Below are 14,137 nucleotides of genomic sequence, written 5' to 3'. Positions count from 1 at the left end.
CCACCGAGTGGTGGGTTTATATTAAGGGGTGTTATTTTGCAGCGGTGGTTTCTTTCAAGTAGTGGAAGAAGTCGCTATCTGGTTTAACAATCATGACGTCACCTTTGTTGCTAAAGCTCTTTTCATAAGCTTCAAGGCTACGGATAAAACTGAAAAACTCAGGATCTTGGTTATACGAATCCGCGTACACCTTAGCAGCTAATGCATCACCTTCACCACGCATTTCAAAAGCACGCTTATTGGCATCGGCAATCATAACCACAACCTTGGCATCAACCGTCGCACGAATCACTTCAGCACGCTCGTTACCTTTAGAACGTACTTCACGAGCCACCGATTCACGCTCAGCACGCATACGCTGATAAATCGAGTTACTGACTTCTTCTGGTAAGTTGATACGCTTAACACGTACGTCAATTACTTCAATACCCAGTTCCGCTTTTGATGATTCGGCACTTAGCATTGCCTCTTCCATCAGTGAATCACGATCGCCTGATACGATTTGCTTAATGGTACGTGAACCAAATTCAGTACGTAGACCGTTATTCACTTTTTGCTTTAATAGCGCTTCGGCATTATTAAAGTCACCGCCATTGGTACGAACGTAAAAGGTTGGGAAGTCAACGATACGCCATTTTACGTACGAATCGACCAATACGTCCTTCTTTTCTGCCGTTACAAAGCGGTCAGCTTTGTCGTCTAAAGTTTGAATACGCGCATCGAGTTTACGCACACGCTCAATTAAAGGAATTTTAAAGTGTAAACCTGGTTCGTAAATTTTTACATCGCCGTTACCATCTCGTTTGATTTTTGAGAAAGCAAAAACAATACCACGTTCAGCTTCATTAACTACGAATACCGACGATACCGTTAAAAGACCTAATACAACCAATACAATTATTGAAAAGTTCTTCATGATTAATTACCTCCTCGGCTAAAGCGATCATTGCGAGAAGAGGTCGAATTTACTGTTGAGTTACGACCCTGTGTTGTTGGGTTTTGCTGCAATAGCGGTGATAAATCACGCTTCAACGTTTGTGGTAGGCTTTGCTGCTGCATGATTTTATCTAATGGTAGATATATCATGTTATTGCCACCTTCCACATCAACCATGACTTTTGATGCATTAGAGTATACTTTTTCCATGGTCGCCAAATACAAACGTTGACGAGTCACTTCAGGTGCCGCTTGATACTGTGGTAATAGCTGATTGAATTTAGCGACATTACCTTGTGCAGCCAATACAATCTGATCTTTATATGCTAACGCTTCTTGCTCGATACGCTTCGCTTCACCACGAGCAATAGGTTCTTTTGACAAGGCATAAGCTTCAGCTTCAAGAACAAAACGCTCTTCATCCTCTCGAGCAGCAATGGCATCATCAAACGCATCTTTAACCTGCTCAGGTGGACGCGCATCTTTAAAGTTAACGTCCGTGATAACCAAGCCCATGTTGTATGGCTCGATCACTTTATCAAGCTCAGCCCATACTGCTTGACGCACTGATTCACGACCCGATGTTAGTACTTCATCCATTTTTGAATGACCAACAACATAGCGAATCGCACTGTCAAAGGCATGATCTAAACTTGCAGGCGCATTAGTTACGTTAAATAAGAAGTTGCGCGCATCGATAATACGGTATTGTACCTGCATTTCAACGCGAACCACATTCTCATCTTCGGTAAGCATAAAGCCTTCGGTTTGTAAGTTACGCGTTGTTTGCACATCGACGGGAATAACCGTTTGCACAAAAGTTGGTAACCAGTGAATACCTGGATCAACAAAGCCATTAAACTTACCAAACTGCAGTACCACGCCTTTTTGGGCTTCTTTAATGGTGTAAAAACCGCTGACTGCCCAAACGACAGCAGCAATAACAAGAACAAGGCCTGCGCCAAAGCTACTAAAGCGGCTACCGCCCGATTTACCAGGCTTGTTACCACCAAATACACCACCGAACTTATTACCTAGATCTTTGAGTAATTCATCAAGATCCGGCGGCCCCTGATCACGTCCACCTTTGTTTTTCCAGGGATCATTATCGTTTTTCCCCGGTTCATTCCACGCCATTATGGTTTCCCTCAATTTTTAGATTGATATTACTTTATATTATCAGCAGGTTAGTGTTGGATAAAGGTTTCCAACTCAGATTTCCCGGCTTTTAATAACTTATTCCATTCGCGCAACGGCATTGTTACGCTTAGCAGGCAATTACCCTGCTCATCAAATGACTCTTCTTTAATACAATTTAGCTGATATAGCGCACCGCGCCAACGTCCTGCGGCGGGTGGCAATTTTAAACGATATTCAACGATATCCGTCGCCAATAACTCTTGTAGGGCTTGCGATAATAAGTCCATGCCAAGATTAGCTTGCGCTGACACCCACACCCGTATCGGCTTGCCGTCTTCATCACGATCGATACGCGGTGCAATATCATCTAACTTATCGATTTTATTGCACACCAGTAACTGAGGAATATCGTTTGCCTCAATTTCTTCCAATACCGCATCTACTTGGGCAATATTGTCAGCACGACGTTCATCGGCAATATCGACCACATGCAATTGCAAGTGCGCTTCACGAGTCTCAGTTAAGGTCGCTTTAAACGCCGCCACTAAGTCATGCGGTAAATGACGAATAAAACCAACCGTATCAGCAAGGATCACCCTGCCCACGTCTTCTATATGCATTTTACGTAGCGTTGGATCAAGCGTTGCGAACAATTGATCGGCGGCGTACACGTCTGCATTGGTAATTCGGTTAAATAATGTTGATTTACCCGCGTTGGTATAACCGACCAAAGATACGGTTGGAATTTCTGCACGCTCACGAGCACGGCGCCCCTGATGGCGCTGTTTTTCAACCTTGTCTAAACGAGCTCGAATATTTTGCATTCGTTCACGTAACAAACGACGGTCGGTTTCCAGCTGGGTTTCCCCTGGCCCACGCAAACCTATACCACCTTTTTGTCGCTCAAGGTGGGTCCAGCCTCGGATCAACCGGGTACTGATATGACGCAGTTGCGCTAATTCAACTTGTAATTTACCTTCGTGGGTTCGCGCTCGTTGCGCAAAAATATCAAGGATTAGCGTTGTCCGATCAATGACTCGGCATTCGCATAATGCTTCAACATTTTTTTCTTGAGAAGGTGAGAGAGCATGATTAAACAAGATCACATCGGCACCATATAGCTTTACTGCTTCGGCTATTTCTTCAACCTTACCTGTACCAACAAAATACTTTGAATGAGGGGTATCACGCTTGCCAGTAACAACCGTTAAGGCATTAACGCCTGCGGATGGAACCAGCATTTCAAATTCAGATAAGTCTTCGCGAGCGTTTTCTTGAGAAAAGTCAATGTGAACAAGTACTGCCTGCTCACCTGCTTGATGTCTATCAAACAAATGAGCAACTCCAAATGTAATTCATTTAATTATTCCGCGGTCTGATTTCCATCAGCAGGGGTGGTATTGACAGCGCGAGATGGCACTACCGTTGAGATAGCATGCTTATATACCATCTGGCTTACAGTGTTCTTTAGTAAAATAACGAACTGGTCGAATGATTCAACCTGCCCTTGCAACTTAATCCCATTGACAAGATAAATCGCTACGGGAATGCGGTCGCGTCGTAATGCATTTAAAAACGGGTCTTGTAAAGATTGCCCTTTAGCCATTGGTTTTGGCTCCTTATTGTTATTGTAAATTAGATTAACTTACACTTAAAATTTTAATAAAGTCAGTAACTTAAAGTTGACCAGCGAAAATCGGTAAGTCCTGAATACACCGAGCACTTTAAGTATACACAAAGATTTTAACTTTGCTAATTGATCCATATTGTTAGTCAAGCCAGCAATGACGCTGACTCGAGACTATTGGTTTAGCTTAGTTGCACCAATAATCGATAACACTTTTTCTAAGTTGGTATCGTCACCCGTTGTTAACCAATTAAGGTTTGGCCAGCTGCGCAGCCATGTCAGCTGCCTTTTGGCAAGTTGACGGGTTGCACAAACACCACGAAATACCATTTCGTCGTAGTCACATTCACCGTGCAAATACTGCCACATTTGGCGATAACCTACACAACGAATTGATGGCAAATCTTCGTGCAAATCGCCTCGCGCTATCAGCGCTTTTACCTCTTGATCAAAACCTTGATCAAGCATGATTTGGTAACGTAGCTCAATACGCTTGTGCAATTCACTGCGCTCTTTAGTGGTAATAGCAAACTGATAGATATCACCCTGCAAAGTATCTCCCTTAACTGCCGTAAGCTCTGTTAGCGACTTACCACTGATGCGGTAAACCTCTAGCGCCCGGGTTAACCGCTGCGGATCGTTAGGGTGAATACGCTCGGCTGAAACAGGGTCGACGGCTTCGAGCAATGTATGAATGTGCTGCCAACCGTAATCGGCGGCCAGTTTCTCTATCTCTGCACGGACGTCCGGATCGGCCTTGGGTAATGGTGAAATTCCCTCGATCAAACCTTTAAAATACATCATGGTGCCACCGACCAACACTGGGATACGCCCTTTAGCTTGGCTTTCAGCAATCAGCGCCTTGGCATCTCGGCAAAAATCCGCTACCGAATAGCTGTCAGTTGGTTCGATAATATCCACTAATTTATGAGGATAACGCGCCAACTCAGTAGCTGTAGGTTTGGCGCTACCAATATCCATATGTTTATATATTAATGCGGAATCGACACTGATAATATCGCATGGCAAATGATCACTTAACTGAAAAGCGAGATCGGTTTTTCCTGAGGCGGTAGGCCCCATAATGCAAATGATTGGCGGTTTACAAGTTATGTCGGTCACGCTGATATCTTATCGAAAGTTATTGCCCACCTAATTAAGGTAGAACAATAGATAAACCTAATCTAGTAGCTGCTCTATCTGGGATGTAAGGTCAAGCTGCTGAGAATTCAAGAGTAAGTGTGCAGAAAGATCAAAGTTTTGCCATTGTTGCGCCGCTAGCAATAGTTGTTGTGCCATTTGCGCAGTGAAAGCTTGAGCCGCTTTAACTTGCGCCACCACACCATACCAATCACTATCAACGAGCGAGCCATTTGCTTGCTCTAGACCATGTAATAAGTCTGCTAACAAGCAAAAACTCTCAGCCACATCTTGTTGTCTGAGCTGAGCTGGGTACTGGCGAATAATCACTTTATCGCGATTTACGTCAAGGTGAACGCCAATGTGTAGCATGGCTTGTTGATGTTGCTTCACAAACTGACAAAGATCAGTTGTCATCGCAACCGATACAGGTAGTAATAATGGTTGTGATACCAAGCCTTGTGGATATTGGCTTTGTAGCTGTCGCTGAAAATGTAGAATTTGCAGAGGCTGTAAATTTACCAGACAAAAGCGCTGCTCTACATCGGCAACAAATACATAATCGCTAACTTGCTTATATACTTGGATGTTTGCCTGACTTTGTGCAACAGCAATGTCGGCTGAATTCGTGGAAGTAGCACGAGCGCTGTTATCATTCTCGGGTGCTGATATTTCAACGTCGTCACAAGTCTTTAGCAATTGCTGATAGTTATTCAGCTCTTGCGACGATGGTCTATTCGCAGCATAGTTGGGCGCATAGTGGGTGGCTTGTTGACGACCATAGCTTGCACCTGAAGTTGCGCTATCAACGTTATTGTGTTGCTGCCCGAAATCGTCATTGTCATGCTGGCGCAATGGTTTGACATAACCTCGGTCATAATCGCCGGCATAAACACCGCTGTTTGCATGATGCGCGCTATCTAAGGTAGAAGCAGAGCTTCCTGAACGCTGATGTTGGGGCTGGTATTCGCCATGGTGATCGTCTCGCACGCCAACCTCAGTCGCTTGAGTGTCATCTGGGTAAGTATATCTACTACTGTTTTCATCAGCAGGTGTTAATACTTCACCACTGTCACTATCAAAGGCTACCGCTGGTTGCAAAGTTTGCTCTAGTGTTTGTTCTATAGCCGCACAAATAAAATCATGAACCAAACGTGCTTGGTGAAAGCGCACCTCATGTTTTGCTGGGTGAACATTAACATCAACCTCGGCAAAATCTAGTTCAAAGTACAGCACAAAGGCGGGGTAACTATCACGGCTAAGTAAGTGCCCATATGCTTGACGGATAGCATGATTAATTAGCTTGTCACGCATCATACGGCCATTAACGTAGCTATAGCACAAATCATTCTGACTACGAGCAAAAGACGGCGCCGCAATCCAACCCCATAAGCGCATACCATGATGTTCAAAACTTAACGCGAGCGCATTATCAACAAAGCCTTGCGAACATATTGCAGCAATGCGCTTTTCAATTTGCTTATCGGTTTTTGCAGCGCGATATTGACGTACTGTTTTACCATTATGGTTCAAAGTGAAGCTCAACGATAAGTTTGACAAGGCAATCCGCTTTACCACTTCATCAATATGACTAAACTCGGTTTTCTCTGTGCGTAAAAACTTTCTCCGCGCCGGGGTATTAAAGAATAAATCTTCAACATCAATACAGGTACCATTAGGGTGTGCAGCTGGTTTTACCTCAACTTGCATATCGCGGCCCAAGGCAATGGCTTGCCAAGCTGAGTCTTGCTCTGCTGGTTTTGAGGTAAGAGTTAACCTTGAAACGGAACTGATACTGGCCAGCGCCTCACCGCGAAACCCCAAACTATTAATCGACTCAAGATCGTCTAAATTTTTTATCTTGCTGGTGGCATGACGTGACAAGGCTAAAGTGAGTTCATCTTTTTTAATACCGTGGCCGTTATCAATGATACGAATACGCTTACTGCCACCCTTTTCGATATCAATGTTGATCTTAGTCGCGCCAGCATCAATGGCATTTTCAACCAGTTCTTTAACAACAGATGCTGGACGCTCGACAACCTCGCCAGCGGCAATTTGGTTAGCAAGGCGTGCCGGTAATATTGATATACTCATTAATTCACTCTAGGAATGGTCAAGGTTTGCCCGATTCTGACCATGTCTGACGTGAGGTTGTTAGCTAACTTTAATTGGCTGATACTCACGTTGTACTTTTGCGCAACCAAAGATAATGACTCGCCACGGCTAATTTTATGCACCGTTGGTCGTAAATTTGCTAACAATGAACCTTGGGGCGGGTAACGATAAAAGTACTGCTGCATGCCTTTAAAAATTGCTTTTGCTAGCTTCTCTTGGTGATTACCCGACATTAAATTTTTAAAGTCATAAGGATTAGAAATAAACCCCGTTTCCACCAACATCGATGGAATATCTGAAGATTTAAGTACCGCTAAGCTGGCATTTTGTGGCTTAAGCTTATGCATTTTCGATACTTTTTTAAGTTCCTTAATGACATTACGGGCAATATGGTCACTGATCTCTAACGACTTATCTTTGGTCAAATCAGCCAAGAACACCGCCAGATTATCATCATTGGTGCGCTTTATTAGCTCACCGCCACCACCAAGTAACTCAGAGTTTTGCTCCCGGTTTTTAAGCCATTTAGACAGTTCAGACTCCGCTCTTCGATCATTTACTATCCAGACTGAGGCCCCACGTGGTCTTGAACTATGAAATGCATCAGCATGAATTGAGACTAAAAAGTCTACCTCGTGTTTACGAGCAATGTCGGTACGGCGATTCAAGTTAACAAAATAATCACCGGTACGAATCAACACCGCTTTCATACCCTTTTCAGCATTAATAATGCGCTGCAAACGTTTGGCGATAGCTAAAGTGATTTTCTTCTCGTATACCCCAGTTTTTGAGATTGAACCGGGATCTTCACCGCCATGACCGGCATCAATACCGATAATCACATCGCGGTTATTATTTATCGGCTGCGACTTAACCACTTTTTTCGGCTGATTTTTATCATGTAGATCAACCACTAAACGGTCGCCGTATGGGCCCATAGGCGCCAACACAAAAATGTTTTCTTTAAAGCTTGTGGATAAATCAAGAACAATACGCACCGACTGTTTACTTTTACCCTTACTGGTACGCACTCGCTTGATACGCTTGTCATCAGCTGCAAGTCCCGTTAGTGCGGCAACGTTGTCGGTATTTTTGAAATCAATAACAAGGCGATTAGGGTTTTTAAGAAAAAAATAAGAATAGTCAGGCTTGTCACTTAAATCGAAAACAACACGCGTGTTTTCTGGTGCTGGCCAAACACGAACACCCTCAATCACATTTTGTGACAGTGCCTTGAAACTCAGCAACGAAAACAACAAAAGCAGTATTGGATCAATACGCATTTTCATCAGTACTAGCTTCCCCAAAATTCGGTGGGCATTAAGACGATCAGCGCATTTGATCAATCCCACGTATTACTTATTTTTGTTTGTTACCCTTATTACAGCTCGGCGAGCAACAAGGAAAGAAATTTAATAATATTATCACCGCGCTCTGAATTACCAGTAATACTGACATGGCGCTTATCTTCATTATATGTCAGGTTAATAATAAGATCTTCTGCAGGTAAAATACCAGCCCCTTTTTCAGACCACTCAACAAAACAACAAGATTTTTGCAAGAAGTAGTCACGAATTCCCATGTATTCGAGCTCTTCGGGGTCAGCTAAGCGATATAAATCAAAATGATAAACATGCCACGGTGGCAACTCATAGGGCTCCACTAAGGTATAGGTTGGACTCTTAACATTGCCTTTATGGCCTAAGCCTTGCACAAAGCCGCGCGTTAAGGTGGTTTTACCCGCCCCTAAGTCGCCATGTAAAAATACCACTAATGCGTCGACATCGAGCTGTTGCACTGCCTTGGCTAATTGACGACCAAATTCTACGGTGTGTTGTTCGTTTTCTAAAGATAATGTTAATTGTTGCATATGGGTGTTGATTAGCGTTGATTCACCAATTGCCGAATAAATGGATATAAATCACTAGGTAATAGTCCTTTTTCACCGTCTCGGGCTGCCAGATCTGCAGCGTGAGCATGAATATATACCGCATTTAACGCAGCATCTATTAAGGATGATGATTGTAATAGTAAAGCGCCGATGATGCCAGTTAATACGTCGCCCATCCCCGCAACAGCCATACCTGGGTTGCCAATAGGGCAAATGTGAACCTGCTGACCATCGGTAACTATAGTACCAGCCCCTTTTAGCACACATATACCACCGTACATGTCACTAATGGCACGCGCAGCACTAAAGCGATCAGCATTAACCTCATCAACCGATACCGACAACAAGCGTGCAGCCTCTTTAGGGTGCGGCGTTAAAATCCAATTGTCACGTCGACTAGGTTGTTTAGCTAATAACGTCAACGCATCAGCATCAACAACCAGTGGTAAATCGGTATCTAGGGTGTAATGCCAACGCAGCTGGGCAAAATCACCAATACCTAAACCAGGGCCAATGACGATTGCATTTGCTTTGCTAAGCAGAGTGTGATCTCGCTCAGTTGCATCAACAACACTGGTAAAGACGAACTCGGCTTGTCGACCAGCAATAATCGCTTGGTTTTGTGGGTGACAGTCAATGACCACATAGCCGGCGCCAGCTCGCAATGCCGCCATTGAACTTAAGGCGATAGCCCCCGGCGTTAAGGCATCAGAGCCTAACGCTAACAGCATGCCGGTATCCCCCTTATGACAAGCTCTTGTTCGCTGTTTTAATTTGGCTAGAGTTTTAGGTTGGATAACTTGTGCATCACCTGCTAATTCTTGGCTCAGCTCATGACCGGCATGCAAATCAGCGAGATAAAGTTCACCGCAATAATTACTCGCCTCGCCAGTTAGCAAACCTTGTTTTACCGCAACAAAGGTTACCGTTGCATCGGCAACAATTGCGCTACCGCGTTTAACACCGCAGTTAGCATCAACGCCAGAGGGTACATCCAGACTTAAAATTGGAATGTCCAACTGATTAACCAGGTTAATCAAGTAACCATAAGTGTCTTTCACTTTACCGCGAAAACCGGTACCAAGCAGCGCATCAACAATGACATCGACGCGTTTAAAGTCGACGTCATTAATTTTGCACAGGCTACCACCTTGTTTTAGAAACTGCTGACAAGCAATGTGCGCGTCACCTTGATATTGGTCAAGAGGTTGTACAGCATGCACGTATACATGATAGCCCTGAGCTAATGCGCAACGCGCCAAAACAAAACCATCGCCAGCATTATTGCCGCTACCGGCAATAATTAATATGGTTTTCGCCTTGGGGTAGCGGTATTGCAATAACTTAAATGCTGATAAACCGGCTAAATTCATCAACTCTTGCATGGTAATTGATAACTTAGCGGCAAATCTGGCTTCGTTATCGACCACCGTTTCTGACAAATAGGCAACTTGTGGTAAGCTATCGGATAATTTCACTGGTAACATTGCGTTCTCAATTTAGCTATGTCTGAACCCTTATCTATTAACTATCAAGAACTTGCAGAAAAAATCAAGCTTTGGGGCAAAGAACTTGGTTTTGCCGAAATCGGTTTTAGTGATATTGATTTGCGCGATCACCAAGCTGCGCTGCAAGCATGGCTAGATAAAGGCTATCATGGTGACATGGAATACATGTCCCGCCACAAAGAGTTGCGTACTAAACCGGACCTATTGCATCCTGGCACGATCACCGTTATTAGCGCCCGCATGGATTACCTTGTTGAAGATGCAAAATTTGCCGATACATTAAGATCACCCAGTCGAGCTTACATATCGCGTTACGCCTTAGGGCGAGATTACCATAAGCTGATGCGTAACCGTCTCAAACAGTTGGGTGATAAAATTAAACACTATTGCCAACAGCTCGATTTTCGCCCATTTGTCGATTCCGCGCCGATATTGGAGCGGCCATTGGCTGAAAAAGCCGGTCTAGGTTGGGTTGGTAAACATAGCTTACTGATTAATGAACAGGCAGGTTCTTGGTTCTTTTTAGGTGAATTATTAGTCGACATCCCGTTGCCAACAAACAAAGCCAGTGACAATCAATGTGGCAGCTGTGTTGCTTGCTTAAAGATTTGCCCAACACAAGCCATTATTGAACCTTATGTTGTGGATGCGAGACGCTGTATTTCTTACTTAACCATAGAAATGAAAGGCAGTATCCCTGAGCAATATCGTAAGCTTATGGGTAACCGAATTTATGGTTGCGATGACTGCCAATTAGTTTGCCCTTGGAATAAATACGGCCAAATAACAACCGAGGACGACTTTAAGCCTCGCAACAACTTTGATCATGCTGAGCTGTTGCAGCTGTTTGCATGGACTGAACAGCAATTTCTAGATAACACCCAGGGTTCGCCAATTCGCCGCATTGGTTATCAAAGCTGGCAGCGCAACATCGCCGTCGCGCTCGGCAATGCACCCTATCAAGCAGAAATTGTTGATGCGTTAACAGCACAACGTCCTCATGTGTGTGAATTGGTTGCCGAACACATAGATTGGGCACTTGCTGAACAGCAACAGAATAAAGATAAACAGCATTCAAGGCTTACCGCACGATTGATCCGCACCATAGAAAAAGGCCTACCGAGAGATGCCTAATTGATGTTCGCTAACATTCCCTAACAAAAAAGGCGCAATGGCATACACCTTTGCGCCTCAATCAACCAAGCAACTCACTTATCTTGATTGTTAATGTCAGTCATTAGCCTTGCTCAGATACCACTCTCTCCGGCTACGATTCAGCAACAAACTCAGCCACTTCACGAAGGGCAGCATCGACCTCGATTAACAGTTTACCAACGGCTTTAATATCACAGTTTTGCAAGCCACGGTGTACTTGTTCACACACTTTAATAACGCGAGGAGAACTTAGCACGTTAGCAACGTGTAACAAGCCTTTATTAGCCTGCTCTGCGGCAATTAAATCACCGTTGGCTAGGGCGGTTTTTAACACTTTAAAGTGGTTTTGATTTCGCTCAATATAATCGTCTAGCATTTCAACCGCGACTTCAGCAGAACCATGATAAGCATTAAACTTATCTAAATTCATCACTAGGTTATTCATTTTATAAAAGCTATCGCTAGCGGGTGACCAGCTAGATTCTGCAGATTCTGGTATTGATTCCGCGGCAGCAGCAACAGCGTCACGGTTAACGCCAACAGCCCCCGGCTTAGCATTCGTCGCGCTATTTTTAGGCGCTTCGTGCTCGCGATTCAGTTCGTTAAAGAGGTTTTTCTCTTGTTGCTTTTTCTGTAATCGCTCTGCTTGGCGCTGTTTTTGATAACGTATTTGCATATGCTGTGAGCCGGCATAATAACTGCGAGTCACCACCGTATAGAGCTTCCAAGCAATATAGCCACTAAACGTAAGCAGTATGGTGATAAAGCCGATCGCTGCTGGTAGCATGGTGGATTCTTTCAAGGTGATTTGTAGAAATGGAATATTTAACGAAAACTCAGGCAAATCAAAGAAGCTATCGCGATCAATGAGTTGCGCGGTATCTTTAAGAAAGTTTTGGTAAACGCTAAGTTGCTCAACGACTTTTTCCGTTGTCACGTTTTCGTCACGCCATTTGGTAAACAGTTGACCAGAGCCCATAAATTGATTGGTTAACGCAAGTACATCTTTTTGTATGCCTTGCAATGCATCATTGCTCGACTTTTCTTGTAATTGCTTATTAATATTGCGAGTCAAATGGGCGACATCATTGGATATTTGATTAAACTTTCGCGACGTTACGGCGGTTGATAAGGCGGTTAGTTTATTATCAACCTTCAACAGTTCTTGGTATAAATATTGATAAAAATTGGCACGACTGGTTAAACCAATAATATCGTTCATATACTGTGATTTTTGGCGATCTTGACGATTAACAAATTGATAAGAATAATCATCTAATTGATTCAACGCATCACGACGTAAACCTTCGACAGTTTTGATAATTTGTTTAAGTTCGGTACGATTCGCTTGATACTGATTATTGCGAGATTGGCGTATAAGAATTAAATCATCAACTAAAATAACAAATCGCTTATAGCCGTTAGCAAAGTCTTGCGCCGTCGAGGCAATATCTTCAGCGCTGTTATCACGCACACTGTCTCTCACCATAAGCACGTGGTTACGGCTTAGTTCAACAATTTCTAACCAAGCGGATTTTAAATCTTCTAATGGCTGTTCAACTTGCTGATGACGAATAGCTAACTGCTGGGCAACAAGGCTATTTTCTAACTCCGCCACACTTTTCATCAATTGCGCGTTGTTTTTAATAAACGGAATTTGCTGCTGCTTAAGAAATTCGGCTTTATTGGCTTGTTGATTGTATAACCACAGCGACGCTCCTATCAGCGAAGCCATAGCAATAAGCAACAGAGCAAGATAAATAACGGCTTTTGATACAATAACACGGGGCAATTTAACTTGCTCGGTTGTTACATCGGTCATGTACACCAATCCTTTTTATAATTCTTATCGCGGACTCATATCAAGCTGATTAGCAGTCTCAGCTTGTCAAGACAACACCTGCTGATTTCATAATAACAAGTATTGCGCAAAAATAAATCTATTATCCATAATAGAACATTATTTAAAAAAAAAGCACAAGCAATTTAGCAAGCCTATGATTTAGCTAAAATTACCTGCGCCACTGTGTCGTTTAAATTGCGTCTAATTAGATTTTAAATACATATTCTCGATAGGTACGTAACTCAGCGATCGATTCGCGAATATCATCAAGGGCTAAATGCGTGCCTTGTTTTTGTACTTTATTTAATATCTCTGGTTGCCAACGACGCACAAGCTCCTTGATCGTGCTGACATCAATATTGCGATAATGAAACCACTGTTCAAAGTCAGTCATATAGGCATGCACAAAGCGACGATCTTGGCCAATAGAATTACCACACATCGGTGATGCGCCTTTATCGACATACTGGCTAATAAAGTCAATGGTCGCGGCTTCTGCATCTGCCAAACTGATAGTCGATTGGCGACAACGCTCGGTCAAGCCACTGGCGCCATGCTGTTTAATGCACCATTCGTTCATATTATTTAATACGTCGTCAGGTTGTGATATCGCGAATACAGGGCCTTCGGCAAGAATATTAAGCTCAGCGTCGGTGATTATTGTCGCTATCTCCAATATCACATCGTGTTCAGGATCCAATCCTGTCATTTCCAAATCAAGCCAAATCAAGTTATTTGCATTGCTAGTCATTACGCCACCTATACGGAATTTTCTTTAT

Annotated in this window: 12 protein-coding genes; 1 reads left to right on the top strand and 11 read right to left on the bottom strand. The window is 43.4% G+C overall.

The features are described from left to right. Window positions 1-31 precede the first annotated feature (31 nt). The 9 genes from hflC to ACAX20_RS00905 form a co-directional block, all read right to left on the bottom strand. Window positions 32-916, bottom strand: coding sequence for a protease modulator HflC (gene hflC, locus ACAX20_RS00945; RefSeq protein WP_371187772.1), 885 nt, complete (start codon window positions 914-916; stop codon window positions 32-34). A 2-nt stretch (window positions 917-918) separates the two neighbouring features. After that, entirely contained in the window at window positions 919-2,073 is a 1,155-nt protein-coding gene (gene hflK / locus ACAX20_RS00940) for an FtsH protease activity modulator HflK (protein ID WP_371187770.1), read from the bottom strand. A gap of 50 nt (window positions 2,074-2,123) precedes the next feature. Beyond that, window positions 2,124-3,410 (bottom strand): ribosome rescue GTPase HflX, encoded by a 1,287-nt coding sequence (hflX, locus tag ACAX20_RS00935; protein ID WP_371187768.1) that lies wholly within the window; start codon window positions 3,408-3,410, stop codon window positions 2,124-2,126. 29 nt (window positions 3,411-3,439) lie between these two features. Further along, window positions 3,440-3,682, bottom strand: a complete 243-nt coding sequence (hfq, locus tag ACAX20_RS00930) for an RNA chaperone Hfq (protein ID WP_371187766.1) — start codon at window positions 3,680-3,682, stop codon at window positions 3,440-3,442. Between the two features lie 195 nt (window positions 3,683-3,877). Then, entirely contained in the window at window positions 3,878-4,831 is a 954-nt protein-coding gene (gene miaA, locus ACAX20_RS00925; RefSeq protein ID WP_371189541.1) for a tRNA (adenosine(37)-N6)-dimethylallyltransferase MiaA, read from the bottom strand. A gap of 51 nt (window positions 4,832-4,882) precedes the next feature. Further along, entirely contained in the window at window positions 4,883-6,940 is a 2,058-nt protein-coding gene (gene mutL, locus ACAX20_RS00920; protein WP_371187764.1) for a DNA mismatch repair endonuclease MutL, read from the bottom strand. Further along, a complete protein-coding gene (locus ACAX20_RS00915) occupies window positions 6,940-8,244 on the bottom strand; it encodes an N-acetylmuramoyl-L-alanine amidase (protein ID WP_371189540.1) in 1,305 nt (434 codons plus the stop codon). Before ACAX20_RS00915 ends, mutL begins: the two co-directional genes overlap by 1 nt. 98 nt (window positions 8,245-8,342) lie before the next feature. Continuing rightward, window positions 8,343-8,831 carry a tRNA (adenosine(37)-N6)-threonylcarbamoyltransferase complex ATPase subunit type 1 TsaE gene (tsaE, locus tag ACAX20_RS00910; RefSeq protein WP_371187762.1) on the bottom strand — a complete coding sequence of 163 codons (489 nt, stop codon included), beginning with the start codon at window positions 8,829-8,831 and terminating at the stop codon, window positions 8,343-8,345. An 11-nt stretch (window positions 8,832-8,842) separates the two neighbouring features. Beyond that, window positions 8,843-10,339, bottom strand: coding sequence for an NAD(P)H-hydrate dehydratase (locus ACAX20_RS00905; RefSeq protein ID WP_371187760.1), 1,497 nt, complete (start codon window positions 10,337-10,339; stop codon window positions 8,843-8,845). An 18-nt stretch (window positions 10,340-10,357) separates the two neighbouring features. On the opposite strand from ACAX20_RS00905, the gene queG reads away from it, so the two are divergent. Next, window positions 10,358-11,494: a tRNA epoxyqueuosine(34) reductase QueG gene (queG, locus tag ACAX20_RS00900; protein ID WP_371187758.1), complete on the top strand. Its 1,137-nt coding sequence runs from the start codon at window positions 10,358-10,360 to the stop codon at window positions 11,492-11,494. A gap of 133 nt (window positions 11,495-11,627) precedes the next feature. Here the strand turns inward: queG and ACAX20_RS00895 are convergent, their stop codons facing one another. Together ACAX20_RS00895 and orn are read right to left on the bottom strand one after the other, a co-directional pair. Further along, complete coding sequence (locus ACAX20_RS00895) at window positions 11,628-13,337, bottom strand: hypothetical protein (protein WP_371187756.1); 1,710 nt, start codon at window positions 13,335-13,337, stop codon at window positions 11,628-11,630. Between the two features lie 226 nt (window positions 13,338-13,563). Continuing rightward, window positions 13,564-14,109, bottom strand: a complete 546-nt coding sequence (gene orn / locus ACAX20_RS00890; protein WP_371187754.1) for an oligoribonuclease — start codon at window positions 14,107-14,109, stop codon at window positions 13,564-13,566. Window positions 14,110-14,137: the final 28 nt, after the last annotated feature.

Origin of the sequence: Thalassotalea sp. Sam97 (genome assembly GCF_041379765.1) — a bacterium.
Taxonomy (GTDB): Bacteria; Pseudomonadota; Gammaproteobacteria; order Enterobacterales; family Alteromonadaceae; genus Thalassotalea_A; species Thalassotalea_A maritima.
This window is presented reverse-complemented; position numbering and strand designations above follow the sequence as displayed.

Excerpts from the sequence above, each read along its gene's own strand:
- hflC (WP_371187772.1), bottom strand. The coding sequence starts at position 916 with ATGAAGAACTTTTCAATAATTGTATTGGTTGTATTAGGTCTTTTAACG.
- hflK (WP_371187770.1), bottom strand. The coding sequence starts at position 2,073 with ATGGCGTGGAATGAACCGGGGAAAAACGATAATGATCCCTGGAAAAAC.
- hfq (WP_371187766.1), bottom strand. The coding sequence starts at position 3,682 with ATGGCTAAAGGGCAATCTTTACAAGACCCGTTTTTAAATGCATTACGA.
- mutL (WP_371187764.1), bottom strand. The coding sequence starts at position 6,940 with ATGAGTATATCAATATTACCGGCACGCCTTGCTAACCAAATTGCCGCT.
- ACAX20_RS00915 (WP_371189540.1), bottom strand. The coding sequence starts at position 8,244 with ATGCGTATTGATCCAATACTGCTTTTGTTGTTTTCGTTGCTGAGTTTC.
- tsaE (WP_371187762.1), bottom strand. The coding sequence starts at position 8,831 with ATGCAACAATTAACATTATCTTTAGAAAACGAACAACACACCGTAGAA.
- ACAX20_RS00905 (WP_371187760.1), bottom strand. The coding sequence starts at position 10,339 with ATGTTACCAGTGAAATTATCCGATAGCTTACCACAAGTTGCCTATTTG.
- queG (WP_371187758.1), top strand. The coding sequence starts at position 10,358 with ATGTCTGAACCCTTATCTATTAACTATCAAGAACTTGCAGAAAAAATC.
- ACAX20_RS00895 (WP_371187756.1), bottom strand. The coding sequence starts at position 13,337 with ATGACCGATGTAACAACCGAGCAAGTTAAATTGCCCCGTGTTATTGTA.
- orn (WP_371187754.1), bottom strand. The coding sequence starts at position 14,109 with ATGACTAGCAATGCAAATAACTTGATTTGGCTTGATTTGGAAATGACA.